Consider the following 14,285-nt stretch of genomic DNA (forward strand, 5'->3'; position numbering starts at 1 on the left):
TTGCAGCCCTACCGCTTAGCCCTGCGCTTCGCCGACGGTCCAGTAACCGGACGAGCGCAGCCAACCCAGCGGATGGCCCATCTCATCGGTCAGCTTGGCGCGAATGGCCTGCGCCACCGCCGCTTCCGCCGCGATCCACGCATAGCCCTCGCCGTCCGGCAGCCCGGCATCGCCCAGCGCGGCAAGCAACGGCGCGGCGTCTTCGCCGTGGCCGTCATGCTCCACCCAGACCCAGCTCAGCCCTTCCCGCTCGGCAACCGGCGCACGCTCGATCCCGGGTGCGACCGAGACCAGGGCGGTGACGGGAACGCCAGGGCGCAGTTCCTCGATGCGGCGACAAAACTGCGGGATCGCGGTCTCGTCACCGACCAACAGATACCAATCGAAATCGTCGGTCACTACCGCCGAACCACGCGGGCCGCCGATGTTGAGCACGTCGCCGGGCTTGGCTGCCTTGGCCCATGCCGTGGCGGGACCAGCCGGTTCGTGCAGCGCGAAATCGATGGCGAGTGTACGCGCGGCCGTATCGAACAGGCGCGGCGTATAGTCGCGCATCTCCGGTTTTTCATCAGGGCCGGCGCCCTCGACGGCGAAGAACAGCTTGATATGGTCATCAGGCGATCCGCTTTCGAAATCGGCGAGATCGTCGCCCTCCAGCCAGACCCGCAGCATGGCCGAGCCCAAAGGCTCGACCCGGCTCACTGTAAGGCGGCGTCGCCGGATATCCCGGCGCACGCGTTGAACCGAATGGCGGGCGGGCTGTTCTTCGCTCAGGGTCAGGCTCCGAGGCTTGCCGTCACGTCGTCGAATAGCTGGTCGACAGTGATCTTGTGGGGGATGATCTTCTGCTCGAAGGCCCAGTCGATGGCAAGTTCGATCCCCTTGCGATTGGCCTCAAGGCCGACCGGTGGGAACGGATCGGGCAAACCGCCTTCGGTAAGATCGCGGCTCTCGACTACCATGCGGTAGAGTTCGCGCACCACGTCGGGGCGGGTCTTGGTCAGGTCCTGATGCACCACGAACATGTGGTTGATCGGCACCACGCCTTCGCGCGCGAACCAGTCCTTGGCGGCATTGAAGGGATCGGGGATCAGCCGTTCCACGCGCGGGTCCTTGGGCAGATCGACGCCCTGCAAGGTCGCCGCCAGTTCACCGTCCAGCATCATCTGGCCGATGTCCGAACCCTTGGGCAGGCGCACGCAGTTTGCGGGGTCGGTGTATTCGAGGAGGTGGCCGTCGCCCACGGTCATCCACGTCACCTTGTCGAGATCGACGCCGTATTCATGCTGAAGCACGCCGCGCACCCAGAGGCCGGTGGTCTGCGCATAGGTGCGCACGCCGACCTGCTTGCCCTCGATATCCTTGGGGTCGAGATGGCCCAGCTCGCGGTTGAAGCCCGCGCAGTGGTGCTGGAAACGGCCCGAGATCGGCACCGGCAGCAGCACGAACGGCTTGCCGTAGATCTTCGCCTGAAGGCAGGTGACGATCGCCAGTTCGCCGCAATCGAAGGCGTTCTCACGCAGCATGGCCTTGAAGCCGTTGTGCGCCTTTTCCGGCCCGCAGAAATCGAGGGCAACGATATCGGACGAGACGCGCCCGTCCTTCAGCGCCTTGGTCTGCGGATAGTCCTGTACGTTGGCCTTTAACGTCAGCACGTCGGTCATGGTCATGGTGTTCCTTCTCCCGATCAGTAGAGCTTGACTTCGATCAGGCAGGGGCCGTCCATCTCCGTGGAGCGGGCCATCGCCTTGTGGAAGTCCTCGGCATTGTCGACCTGCACGCCGGGCACGCCCATGGACTTCGCCATGGCGACCCAGTCGATGGTCGGACGGTCGATATCGATCATCGCCATGGCCTGCGGGCCGGGCTGCTGGCCCGCTCCCATGTTGGTGTATTCGGCCTTGAGGATCGCGTACTGGTTGTTCGCGAAGATGATCGTGGTGATCGGCAGCCCTTCGCGCGCCTGCGTCCAGAGCGACTGGATCGTGTACATGGCCGAGCCATCGCCCACCATGCAGAAGGTCCGCCGATCCGGGCAGGCCATCGCGGCGCCGGTGGCGACGGGGGTGCCGTAGCCGATCGAACCGCCCATGTTGTTGATCAGGTCGTGCGGACGCGCGCCCATCGTCAGGCCCATGGTCTGGCGGCCTGTGGTCAGCGATTCGTCGACGAGGATCGCGTTGTCCGGCAGCGCCGCCGAAAGGGCCTGTGCGATGCTTTCGGGATTGAGCGCGCCGCTGGGCGCCGCTGCCTCGATCCGTTCCTGCACCAGCGGCGCGGCGCCCTTCAGGCCCAGCGCGTCGATCAGCATTTCGAGGCCGAGCGCGCTGTCCTCATCGTCCGCGACCAGCGAATGGACCACGGTGCCCGGCGCCTTCAGCAGGCTGGGCTTGTCCGGATAGGCGAAGAACGCGACGGGTTCCTTGGTCTCCAGCGTGACGATGTGCTTGAAGTCCTTGAGGAAGGCCTGCCCCAGCGGCACTGCGTAAGGAATACGCTCCAGCGGCGTGCGCCCTGCGCCGCGCTCGATGCGCGCGGTGAAGAACTGCGAGCCGAGGCGGCAACCGGTGCCGGCCGCGACCACGCCGGCCAGGTCCAGCGCACGGCCACGCGTAGCCTTGTTGCCGAGGATCAGCAGCGTGGGCTCGCCCGAGCGGAGCACCCGCGCCACTTCGTCCACGCGCGCCTGATCGGGCGCGGGGCGAGCGCGGGTCAGACCCTGCGACACGACCGGCGTGCCCGCGTCCTTCCACGCGGTGTCGCCCGGCAGGATCAGCGTGGCGATCTGGCCGGGATGTTCGCTGGCCTTGGCGCAGGCGGTGGCCGTGTCCCAGGCGATGGTCGTCGCGGATTCGGCGCGGCGCACCCAGTGGCTGAGCGGACGGGCCAGCCCTTCGATGTCGGAGGTCAGTGGCGGATCGTACTTCAGGTGCGATGCCGAATGCTCGCCGACCACGTTGACCATGCCGGACGAGGCGCGCTTGGCGTTGTGGATGTTGGACAGGCCGTTGGCGAGGCCCGGCCCCAGATGCAGCAGGGTCGATGCCGGCACGTCCTTCATGCGATACCAGCCATCCGCCGCACCGGTGCAGACGCCTTCGTAAAGGCACAGCACCGACTTCATGCGCGGATTGTCGAGCGCCGCCAGGAAGTGCATTTCCGAGGTGCCCGGGTTCGCGAAGCAAACCTCCACACCGTTGTCGACCAGCGTGTTGACGAGGGTTTCTGCGCCATTGGCCATGATCAGTACCCCGCCAGTTCGCGGCCCTGACCGACCACGCCGTAGCTGCGCGTCGGCGCGGACATCAGGAAGCGGTAGCCCTCGCCGATCAGGCGCTCGACGTTCTTGGCGTTGGTGTGCGGGTTGCCGACGACGACGTTGTGCTTCTTGCAGACCTCGACGATCTTGTTCATCGCGCTCACCACTTCCGGGTGGTCGTACTGGCGGGGGTAGCCGAGCGCCTGCGAAAGATCGCCCTCACCGATCAGCACGAGGCCGATGCCGGGAACATTGGCGAGAATGTCGTCAAGGTTCTCGATCGCCTCGGGGCTTTCGCACATCATGCCCACCAGCAGCTCGCCATGCGGGGCCAGCGGCCAGACGTCGGCCTTGGCGTAGTATTCCGGCTGGGACAGACCCCAATAGCGCGCGGCCGTGGCCGGGCCGTCACCGCGAATGCCCTTGGGCTCATAGAGCGCGGCACCGGTCGGCTTCGCATAGCGGGCGGAGGCGACCATGTTGTAGGCCTGCTCCACGGTCGAAACATGCGGAGTGATCACGCCGTAAACACCGCGATCCAGCACCTGCTTGGCCTGAAACTGGTTCATCTCGCCGCCATTGGCCGGGATGCGCGCGATGGGGGTGACCGACGGCGCGACCGAACCGCTTTCGGCGATCTTCTTGCGGTTGAGCATGTATTGGAGCGCGTCGCCCAGCGCGGCGACGTCGTAAGGGTTGTGCTCCATCTCGAAGACGATGCCGTCATAGGGGGCATCGGTCAGTTCCTGCGCGGTCAGCTTGTCGACCTTCGAGAAGCAGGTGAAAGCGGGCTTGCCGGCTTCGAGAGCGCGGATGATGCCGTTGAGGCGCGTCTGGGTCATTGCTTGGATCTTTCCTTTCGGGCTTGCTCTGCCCGTACCTCGTCCCGGGCGGCATCGCGCGATTGATCCGGCGACCGCCGCCATCGAAAAACCGGCAGGTCCGTTTCGAAACCTGCCCGTGAGGGATGCCTCACTCTCCCGTCAGCCCGCGAGAAAAAGCTCCCACGGCCCAATAAACAAATCCGTCATCCCCGCGAAGGCGGGGATCCCGCTTCTCTTGCGGCATACGAGAGGTCGCAGAAGCAAGCGGGGCCCTCGCCTTCGCGGGGGCGACGATACAATCGTGACCGGCACTCGATGGATGGAGCGCCCGTCACCCCGGTTCTACTCCTCCGGCTGCCAGTACATGAAGCCCATGCCCTCACCCGTGCCGGCCTCCGTGCGCCAGCAGGGCACGTAATCCACCAGAGTCATCTTCGCCCCGGTGTGCTGAAGCGCCATCATCACGATCGAGTAGATCTTCACCTCGCTCGTGCCCGACTGGTAATAGCCGTCCGGGATCGCCGCGAGGCCTTCGTAATCATAGCCCGCCAGCTTCTCCATCACGTCGCGGTCGAACTCCTCGTCGTTGACGAAGTGCGACAGGCCGCCGCTGGCGATCACCGCCACGCGCACGTCTTCCGGCCAGGCCTCGATCGCCTCGCGCAGCACGCGGCCGAATTCGATGCAGCGCGCCATCGAAGGCTGCGTCGGCGGGTAGAACAGGTTGAACAGCACCGGCACATGGCGCGGCACATCGTCGCCCATGATCTGGTGATAGACGAAGCTATAGGCATGCGGGACCACCGGATAGTCCGGCGCGTAGCCCTGCCGTGATTCCATCCAGGTGTTCTGCGGCCACTTCTGCAGATCGTTGAGGTCGAAGTTCTGCTCCTGGAACTTCTTGATCAGATAAGTCGCGAAGTCCGGATAGGCCTGATGCACGACATGATGGTCGGGCGCATAGACCGGGCGCTGCGGCGGGCCGTTGTGCACGTCCTCGCCGGTGTAGATGGTGATCGAGGGCGACTGGTCGGGCCAAATTTCCTTCTGATCCTTGCCCAGCACGATGGCGACATCGACCTTGGCACGCTTGTAGGCCTCGGCCATCTCGTCCAGCGCGGCGCGGCAGCGGGTGGCACGCTCGGTACGTTCCTCAAGCGTCAGGAACGGGGCGAAAGCGGCGCCGCGTTCGGCTTCCAGTTCCGGGTACGTCCACGTGCGATTGCGGTACCAGAGTTCCGGGTTCTTGCGGTCGCGATCGCCGTTGGTCAGCCAGTCCTCGGGGGCCTGCCCCAGCATCCCGCTGTGCGGAACGGCCATGCCGAATACGATCTGCGCCATTGCATCCTCTTTCAGTCAAAAATCTGTTGCGAACCTGTCGCAGCATTAGGGAGCCGCCAGACACGCGGCCAATCCAATCTACGCTTCGGGTGATGCAACCCGCCCCCACGGGAAAGCGTCACCCGGAGCGCAGCTCACTCGCCTGCTGCGAGCGAAATCTTCGGAGCCCACTCCGGGCGCAGCACCAGCCAGGTGGTCAGCGCGCCGATCACGAGGAAGACGAAGATCACCATCATCGGCAGATCGTAGCTGCCCGAAACATGAAGCAGCCAGCCCGAAAGGCTCGCCGCGACGCCGCCGGCAAGGCTGGTCGCCACCTGCTGCACGCCGGTAACAAGGCCCACGGCAGGCGCCGGGATCAGCGTCAGGCGGCAGAGCGCAAGGTTGTTGGCGGTGGCAAGGCCGAGGAACGAGAGCGAGAACACGTTCCAGAACAGCGCCGCATTCAGCGAGTCCGCCTTGGCGCCCAGCAGCACCGTGCAGGCGCCGATGAAGCCGGCGATGACGAAAGCCTTGCGCACGAACACCGGATCTCCGCCGCGTGCGATCAGCTTATCCGCCATCCACCCGGCAATCAGCGCGACGATGGCGATGCCGGCAAAGCTGAAGAAGGTGAACAGGCCGGACTTCTCAAGGCTCAGCCCGCGCTCCTCGACCAGATAGCTGGGCATCCAGGTCATGCAGAAGAAGGTGAAGTAGCCGTAGCAGAAGTTCACTACCAAAGTGCCCCAGACCAGCGGGCTGGAGAGGATGCTGGCGAACGTCACGGACGACGCCTTGCGCTTGATCGCGGCCATATCCTCGCGGCGCGGCAGGTCGTTCTTGACGAGGAACATCCACGGCAGCAGCCAGATCAGGCCGACCGCGCCGGTGGCGATGAACATCACGCGCCAGTCGTAGGACGTGATCAGCCATGCCGCGATCGGCGCGCCGATGGCGGGGCCGAACTTGTTGCCCATCGCGAAGAGGCCGACGGCGGTGCCGCTCTGCCCTTCCTTGAAGTTGTTGCGAATCCACCGATAACTGGCCGGCATCACCACCGCCTCGGCCGCGCCGACGATGAAGCGCATCAGGATCAGCGCGAACATCGTCGAGATCAGGCCGGTCACCGCCGTCGCCAGGCACCAGAGCACGAAGCAGATCGTGTAGGGCGTCTTCACGCCGTAGCGGTCGACCAGCCAGCCGGCCGGAATCTGGATCAGGCCATAGGACCAGAAGAACGCCGCGTTCACCCAGCCCCGGTCCATGTCGGTCATGCCGAAGTGCTGGATGAACGGCGCATCGGCGAGAGCCGACGAGATGCTGGTGCGGTCGACGAAGGCGATCATCACGCCCAGCGCCAGCAGCAGCAGCACCGCCCAGGCGGCCGCGCTGGCAGGTTCGGCTATGCTCGCCGCCCTGCCCGCTCCGCCTCGTTCCAGTGCCTTGTCCATCTCGTCTCTCTCCACGTTATGTCACCTATTGTCGCTTCTGGAGATCAGTCGTCCAGAGCGGGGTAGAGTTTCTGCGCCGTCTTTGCGAAGATCCATTCACGGTCGGTCTCGGTGAGGCAGGCAAGGCGGCTTTCCGCAGTCGCCTTGATTTCGGCCAGCGTGCCGGGCGAGGTCGGATAGTTCGAACCCCAGGCCAGACGCTGCGCGCCGAACACGTCCACCAGCTTGGGGAACAGCGTCTCGGGCGTGGCCTCACCCTTCGTCGAATCGCCCATGATGCGCGGCGTCAGCTTCAGGTAGATGTTCTCGACCGGCGCAAGGTCGAACAGGCTCTGCGCATTCGCATAAGGCGCGCCATCGGTCACATCGGGGCGGCCGAGGTGGTCAAGGATGATCGGCACGTTCGGGAAGCGCTTGGCCAGCGCGGTCACGGCGGCAAGGCCGACCGGGCCGGTCTGGATACACATGGTGAGGCCGAGGTCACCCAGCAGTTCCCACGCCGCATAGGCGCGCGGATCGTCGAGTTCGCTGGGATCGAATTCCTTGGTCGACCCGCCGGTGAACACGCGCAGGCCTTTGAGGCCCTGGTCCACCCACGAACGGATCGTCTGGCCAGCGTCGGGCGCCAGCACGTCCACCGAACCCACCGCGATCAGGCGGCCCGAATAGCGGTTGCACGCATCAACCACGTAGCTGTTGTCGAAGCCGTAAGTGGTGGAGGAATGGACGACGGCGGCCTTGGCAACGCCGGCTTCGTCCATGGAAGCGATCAGCGTCTCTACCGTGCTCGGCCGCTCCTGCGACCAGTCGGACCGTTTTCCGAACAGCGGCGCCGGGGGATAGGCGCCCTCGTCGTCGGAAATGACGTGGGGATGGATATCGACAAACTTGGACGTCATGCACCTGTCTCCGCTGCCGGAAGCGTGCATCGCGCTGCCGGGGCTCTGTTCTGGTTGCTGTCAATTTGCGGGGTGGGCGGCGGCGGCGGGAGTTGATTGTCAGCCGTGAGGCATAACTTCCGCCGCTGTCGTGGGGGCTCTTCCTGCCCACGCTCCCTCACCTAAAACACTTCGTCGCCCCCGCGCAGGCGGGGGCCCCGCTTTCTTTCTGCCCCATAGCGCGAGGCCGGAAGAACAAGCGGGATCCCCGGTTTACCCTGAGCGGCCGGCCTGCCGGCCAGCCGAAGGGCGGGGATGACGAGGTCTATAATTGCGGGGGCGGTAGTGGTCGCCCGAGCCTTAAAGCCCCTTGGCCTTCAGCCGCGCATCGAGGCGCGGATAGACCTTGCGGGCATTGCCTTCGTAGATCGCGAAACGGTCGTCATCCGACAGCGCCTCGCAGGCATCGACGTAGCGCTTGGTATCGTCGAAATAGTGCCCGGTGTTCGGATCGGTGCCACGCACCGCGCCGATCATTTCCGAACCGAACAGTACGTTCGAAGTCGGCACCACCTTGGTCAGCAGTTCGACGCCGGGATGGTGATAGACGCAGGTGTCGAAGTAGATGTTGTCCAGCAGCCCTTCCAGCGGGCGGTCCATCATCTCCAGCGACATGCCGCGATAACGGCCCCAGTGGTACGGCACCGCGCCGCCGCCATGCGGGATCACCAGACGCAGCGTCGGGAAGTCCTTGAACAGATCGCTCTGCAGGATCTGCATGAACACCGAGGTGTCGGCGTTCAGATAGTGCGCGCCGGTGCCGTGGAAGTTCGGATTGCACGATGCGGCGACGTGAACCATGCCCGGCACATCCAGATCGCACATCGCTTCGAACAGCGGATACCATTCCTTGTCGGTGAAGGGCTTGCCGGTCCAGTAGCCGCCGGTGGGATCGGGGTTCACGTTGACGCCCACGAAGCCCAGTTCTTCCACCACGCGGCGAAGCTCGGGAATCGAGTTCTTCGGCGGGGCGCCCGGGCTCTGCGGCAGCATGGCAACCGGCACGAAGTTGTCCGGATACATCTCGGTAACGCGGTAGACGAGGTCGTTGGAGACGCTCGCCCACTCAAGGCTGGTGCGTTCGTTGCCGAGGTGGTGGCTCATCAGGCCGGCAATCGGCGAGAACAGGGTGAGGTCACTGCCGCGCTCCTGCTGGAGCTTGAGCTGGCCGCCTTCGATGCCTTCGCGGATCTGGTCGTCGCTGACATGCGCGTCGGCAACGAGCGGCGCATTCGCCACATCGTCCGCCGCCGCGACTTGCGCACTGCGCCATTCGCGGAAGTGCTTCGGGACCGTCGTGAAGTGACCGTGACAGTCGATAATCATGGGATTCTCCGTGGAATTTTTTGCCCGAGCAGCACGGGTTCGGAACTCAAAATTGCATTGCCAACCTCACTCCGTCGCCCCCGCGAAGGCGGGGGCCCCGCTTTCCTTTTGCCCCACAGCACGAGGCCGGAAGAAAAAGCGGGGTCCCCGCCTTCGCGGGGACGACGAGGCGATTATTGCGACATCAGCTCAAACGCGCACCGGCGCCTTGGCGGGATCGACGAACAGCTCTTCCATCGTCATGCGACGCGGCGTCAGGCCCTGCTTGAAGGCAGTCTGCTCCAGCGCCTCGATGGTCGCGCGGTTTTCCTCGATGCCGTAGGGCAGCGGGTCGGCGCCGACGATGTCCTGCAGCGCGCGGTACTTGTCCGCACCCTTGCCGGTTGCCTCGCCCGAGTTGAGCTTGGCCAGCCACTCGTCCTTGGCGCGGGTGAAGGCATCGTTCAGCGAACGCGCGATCCACGGGTGCTGCTCAAGGATCTCGTCCTTGACGACGATGGTGCCGTGCATCGGATAGACGCCGGTGCGAGCATAGTATTCCGCCTCGGCCTCGGCCGCATTGGGGATCAGGTCCACATACATGCTGGTGTCGACTTCCTGCCAGCCGCCCGTCGGCGCACCGGTGCGGCCGATACCGGCAGCGGCTTCGACGCCGGCCTGGATCTGGTCATTGGCCATCATGTCCGCCAGCGACACGCCTTCGGGCGTGTGCTGCACGTTGGCGGGCAGTTGAAGCTGCGTCACGTGTTCCTCATCGTCGACGATCCAGGTGACCTTGTCGTTGTCCATGCCGTATTCGTCGATGAAGACCTGGCGGATCCACACGCCGGTCGTCACCGAGTAGGCACGCACGCCGACCTTCTTGCCTTCCAGATCCTTGGGGTGGTTGATGCCAGAATCCGGCTTCACCAGCATCCCGCCGTGATGGAAGCGGCGGACCACGAAGATCGGCAGCGCCTTGAACGGGCGGCCATAGGCGCGGGCGATGATGTAAGTGGTGGGCGCCAGTTCGCAGACGTCGAACTCGAGATCGCGCACCATGCGGCGGAACGCGCCGATCTGCGGCTTCACCGTCACGAATTCGGCATCGACGCCTTCGATCTCGATGCTGCCGTCGCGGATCGCGGCGGTGTGCGGATGGTCGGCAATCGCCAACTTCAGGCGGACTTTCTGGCTCAAGGTCGCTCTCCTCGGGGATGAGTAAACATGGCTATCGGCGTTGGCTGCAACGTCCGATGCCGGTTGACCCGCGAAAAGCGCCCGGCCCGCTTCCAAGTCAACGCAGCCCCTATCCGAACCGGTCGGCACGAGCGCACAATTTATAGAGGTCCGGCCCCTTCAGGCCCCGCCAAGTGATAGAATTTATGCCGCCAGCCCTATAAATCCAGCGCCGCGCGCAATAGGTTCACCGGCAGGACTGTCGCAGGATGACGCAGTGCAGACTCCTTCATCGCGATGACGATTCGCCGAAAAACTGGCTGTATTCCCGCAATTTTTCGCCAAATCTGCAATCGGCCGACCACTCACCCTCGCCGCATCATGTCGCAGTCGCGAAGGCCGGGGTGATAGCCCGGCCCGTTGCGGACCCGATAAATTTCGCGCTAGGTCCGGGGTGGAGAGAGGACCTGAACATGGCCAACGAAACGAGTCACAAGACCCCGGGTGCCGAGCGCGCCCAGAGCCTGAGCTTCCGCCAGCTTCGCCTGTTCGAAGCGATCGGCGATCTCAAGTCCGTGCGCCGCGCGTCGGAGGCATGCAGCCTGTCGCAGCCCGCCGTCACGCAGGCGCTCGCCAAGATGGAAGCGCAGCTTGGCGCCACGCTGGTCGACCGGCGTGCCAGCGGCAGTTACCTCAACGAATTCGGCATGGTGTTCCATGCCCGCGTGAAGCGCTTCTTCGAACAGACCGAGCGCGCCGTGATCGAGATCGGCGCCGCCGTGAATGCCGACGGCGCCCGCGCCATCGTCAATCGCCTCACCCGGTCGCAACTGCGCACGCTGGTCGGCGTGATGGAACACGGATCGTTTGAACAGGCGAGCGAGTGCTTCGACATTTCCGCCGCCTCGCTCCAGCGCGCCGCGCGCGATTTACAGGGTAACTTGCGCGTCTCGCTGTTCTATCGCACGGCCGCCGGGATGCTGGTCAGCCCGCAGGGGATCAAGCTGGGCCAGATGATCAAGCTGGCACTGCAGGAAATCGAATGGGGTGTGGCGGAAATCGACGCCGCGCTGGACGGCACCAGCACCCCCATCGTAATCGGCGCCATGCCCTTCGGCGGCAGCGTGCTGCTGGCATCGGTGCTGGACCAGTTCCTGGAAAAGTACCCCAGCGCCGACATCCGGATCATGAACGAAAGCGCGGTCGAAATGACCAAGTGCCTGCGCGCGGGCGAGGTCGATTTCGTGGTCGGCCTGCTGCCCGAGGAAGTGGCGCCGGGCCTCGTCTGCGAGCCGCTGATCGAAACGCCCTATGCCGTGGTGGCGCGCGCCGGCCACCCGCTCGCCCGTGCGGGCAAGGTCTCGGTGGAGGAACTGATGGCCTACGACTGGATCACCGGCACTCCCGGTTCCAGCCGCCGCGCCTGCTTCGACCGGATCTTCGAAGGTACAAAGGGCCCGCAGACCCATGTCGCCACTTGCGCACTGCCGATCATCCGCCACTTGCTCAAGCGGTCCGACCGGTTGACGCTGATGACTACGTATGAACTCACGCATGAGGAAGGCCTGCGCACCTTGCATTGCGGGCAGATCGAGGCGGTGCCCGCCATCGGCATCACCACGCGCGAGGACTGGATGCCAACCCCGGTGCAGTCCGCCTTCATCGACGTGATCCGCGCGCATGTCTGCGCTCCGCCAACCCCGCTGCGGCAGGTGGGGTGAAAGGATCAATCCTCCCCTGCAAGGGGAGGTGGCAGCGCGAAGCGCTGACGGAGGGGTGTAACCGGCACGGTAGTGCGCGACCGAGAGGCTGACACCCCTCCACCACCCTTCGGGCGGTCCCCCTCCCCTTGCAGGGGAGGAACTGGCTCCTCGGCGTCCTTTCAATAGAAGCCCACGAAAAAAGGGAGGACGGCCAGTAGCCGTCCTCCCTCAAGGTTTACCCCGTCAAGGGAGAGAGCGTTTTCAGATCAAAGACTTGTCAATGTAAAGAGGCATTGAGTCCTCCCACTTGCTGTCGGTCAGCAGGCGCTTGTTCCCGCCGTCCGCATCCATGACGTAAATCTGGCCATATTGCTGGAACGTATTGTCGTAGAGCGCGGCCTCGTCCCGGAAGCCGTGTTCGGAGCCGGACCACATGATGCGCCCGTCCGGCGACCATACGGCGTGCCCATCGCTGGCCTTGCTGGTGGTGAGTTCGCGGTAGTCCGAACCGTCCGGGCGGATGGTGCAGACCTGATAATCCTTATCGTCCACCTTGCGGGTGAAGACGATGCGCTGGCCGTCGGGCGACCAGCACGGCAGGTTGTCCAGCTTGTCCGTCAGCACGCGCACCTGCTTGGTTTCCAGGTTCATCACGCGCAGGCCGCGTTCCTCGCTCTGGCCCCACACGCGGAACACCAGTTCCTTGCCGTCGTGCGAGAAGCTGGGGAAGCCGGAATGCACGGTGCCGTCGGTCAGCACTTCAAGGTCGCTGCCGTCCTTGCGCACACGCACGACCACGGCCTTGGCATAGCTGCGTTCGGCGAACCAGGTGCCGACGCCGAAGGCCAGCCACTCGCCATCGGGCGACCAGCAGGGCTGGAAGGCGCCGGCAAGGCCCTTCTTCACCATCTCCACGTTGAGACCGGACTTGGTATTGTCGAACACCACGCGACGTTGCGACCCGTCGGGCTTGCAGGTGACGATAGAGGATGTGCCGGTCTGCTTCTCGGTAAAGGCCAACATCCCCTGATTGGAGAGGATCGGGAACACGTCCATGAACCGATAGTCGTAGTCCGCATCCCAGCTATAGAGCGGCTTGTCCAGCGGACGGACCGGGCGGAATTCTTGCACTTCATACATCACGGACTTGCCATCGGCGGTCCAGTGCGGGGAACGCAGGCCCTTGCGCTTGAAGCCCGGGCGGCCCGAGGTATAGGCGATGCCCTCGTCCGGCCCGCCCTTCACGACATAACCGATCTCGTCCTGCGTCACGTACTGGGGCGAGACTTTCAGATTGGCGCCGCGCGTATGTTCGATGCGCGCGCCGGTCTCGACGTCGACCGAGACGATCTGCGAATCCACGCGGCCGATCCATTCGGGACGGCGGGCGCCCCAGGTCGCCTCGGTGGTCAGTTCGTAGAAGACGATCCGCTTGCCGTCGGGCGACCACGAAGGCGAACCCTGACACCAGTTCTTGCGCGAGGAGACCTTGGCAAAGCCCGTGCCATCAGGACGGATCCTGTAGATCGACAGCTCCTGCGTGTGTTCCCACCCGCGATTCTCGTCATGGCCGCGCCAGCTGGTGTTGGTGTCGCTGGAGAAAGCGATCCACTTGCCGTCCGGCGACCAGGCCGGGCGGAAATAGCAGTCCGGGCTGTCCGGATTGCCCTTCACTTCGCCCACGCCGGTAAGCTGCTTCACCTTGCCGTTGGCAAGATCCATTACCCAGACATTGGCCTTGTAGCCGTTGCGGGTGGAAACGAAGGCCAGCCACTTGCCGTCCGGTGAGATGGCGGCGGCATCGTCCACGCTGGAGCCGCCGGCAATCGCCTTGACGCCGGTGCCGTCGCCCTTGGCAACGAACAGGCTGGAGTTGCCATCCCCCAGACGTTCGGAAGTGAAGGCCATGCGCGCACCGTCGCGCGAAAGGCGCGCGTTATAGTCGTAGGCGCTTTCCGCCAGCACCTTGCGCTCACCCGTGCCGTCAAGGCCGGCGACGTACAGCTCGGACACCGAAGGCGCGATGCGGTTCATCAGCATCACGCCCTTTTTGGTGGGCACCGGCTTGGCAATACCGACCTGGCTGAGCAGCACAGAAGCCGGAACCGCGGCCAGAAAATCTCTACGCTTCACTATGAACTCTCCCTGCAAATCCCCGATTGTTGTCGGAGGCTTCGCAATTCCCGCCAATTCCCGGAGCAGACCGAACCGCCAGCTTCCTGTGCTGGCCTTGGTATTAGGACACCGCCGAGAGGTTTGCATCATGGCCGTCGTGGAAGTTATCGGTGCCGCTCAAGTGCCTA

General features: G+C 64.6%; 11 protein-coding genes. 1 reads left to right on the forward strand and 10 read right to left on the reverse strand.

Translation table 11 applies throughout. The features are described 5' to 3' along the window. Positions 1-15: 15 nt before the first annotated feature. The 9 genes from AC1VVK_RS06305 to AC1VVK_RS06345 form a co-directional block, all read right to left on the reverse strand. Entirely contained in the window at positions 16-702 is a 687-nt protein-coding gene (locus AC1VVK_RS06305) for a siderophore-interacting protein (RefSeq protein ID WP_482904800.1), read from the reverse strand. Between the two features lie 74 nt (positions 703-776). Beyond that, the gene (locus tag AC1VVK_RS06310; protein ID WP_482904801.1) at positions 777-1,670 is read right to left on the reverse strand and encodes a substrate-binding domain-containing protein; all 894 of its coding nucleotides are present in this window, start codon (positions 1,668-1,670) and stop codon (positions 777-779) included. A 17-nt stretch (positions 1,671-1,687) separates the two neighbouring features. Further along, positions 1,688-3,241, reverse strand: a complete 1,554-nt coding sequence (locus tag AC1VVK_RS06315) for an acetolactate synthase large subunit (protein WP_482904802.1) — start codon at positions 3,239-3,241, stop codon at positions 1,688-1,690. Positions 3,242-3,243: 2 nt separating this feature from the next. Next, positions 3,244-4,101 carry an HpcH/HpaI aldolase family protein gene (locus tag AC1VVK_RS06320; RefSeq protein ID WP_159830622.1) on the reverse strand — a complete coding sequence of 286 codons (858 nt, stop codon included), beginning with the start codon at positions 4,099-4,101 and terminating at the stop codon, positions 3,244-3,246. A 324-nt stretch (positions 4,102-4,425) separates the two neighbouring features. Then, positions 4,426-5,424: a DODA-type extradiol aromatic ring-opening family dioxygenase gene (locus AC1VVK_RS06325; protein WP_482904803.1), complete on the reverse strand. Its 999-nt coding sequence runs from the start codon at positions 5,422-5,424 to the stop codon at positions 4,426-4,428. A gap of 134 nt (positions 5,425-5,558) precedes the next feature. Further along, positions 5,559-6,857, reverse strand: a complete 1,299-nt coding sequence (locus AC1VVK_RS06330; protein WP_482904804.1) for an MFS transporter — start codon at positions 6,855-6,857, stop codon at positions 5,559-5,561. Between the two features lie 44 nt (positions 6,858-6,901). Further along, positions 6,902-7,756 (reverse strand): amidohydrolase family protein, encoded by an 855-nt coding sequence (locus AC1VVK_RS06335; protein WP_482904805.1) that lies wholly within the window; start codon positions 7,754-7,756, stop codon positions 6,902-6,904. A 339-nt stretch (positions 7,757-8,095) separates the two neighbouring features. Continuing rightward, complete coding sequence (locus AC1VVK_RS06340) at positions 8,096-9,121, reverse strand: amidohydrolase family protein (RefSeq protein ID WP_395393560.1); 1,026 nt, start codon at positions 9,119-9,121, stop codon at positions 8,096-8,098. Between the two features lie 189 nt (positions 9,122-9,310). Next, complete coding sequence (locus AC1VVK_RS06345; RefSeq protein ID WP_482904806.1) at positions 9,311-10,300, reverse strand: ABC transporter substrate-binding protein; 990 nt, start codon at positions 10,298-10,300, stop codon at positions 9,311-9,313. A gap of 452 nt (positions 10,301-10,752) precedes the next feature. On the opposite strand from AC1VVK_RS06345, the gene AC1VVK_RS06350 reads away from it, so the two are divergent. Further along, positions 10,753-12,000 carry a LysR family transcriptional regulator gene (locus tag AC1VVK_RS06350; protein WP_482904807.1) on the forward strand — a complete coding sequence of 416 codons (1,248 nt, stop codon included), beginning with the start codon at positions 10,753-10,755 and terminating at the stop codon, positions 11,998-12,000. 243 nt (positions 12,001-12,243) lie between these two features. Here AC1VVK_RS06350 and AC1VVK_RS06355 read toward each other — a convergent pair whose 3' ends face one another. Beyond that, positions 12,244-14,115, reverse strand: a complete 1,872-nt coding sequence (locus AC1VVK_RS06355) for a hypothetical protein (protein WP_482904808.1) — start codon at positions 14,113-14,115, stop codon at positions 12,244-12,246. Positions 14,116-14,285 lie beyond the last annotated feature (170 nt).

The sequence above is a fragment of the Novosphingobium sp. BL-S-32 genome (assembly GCF_056857055.1).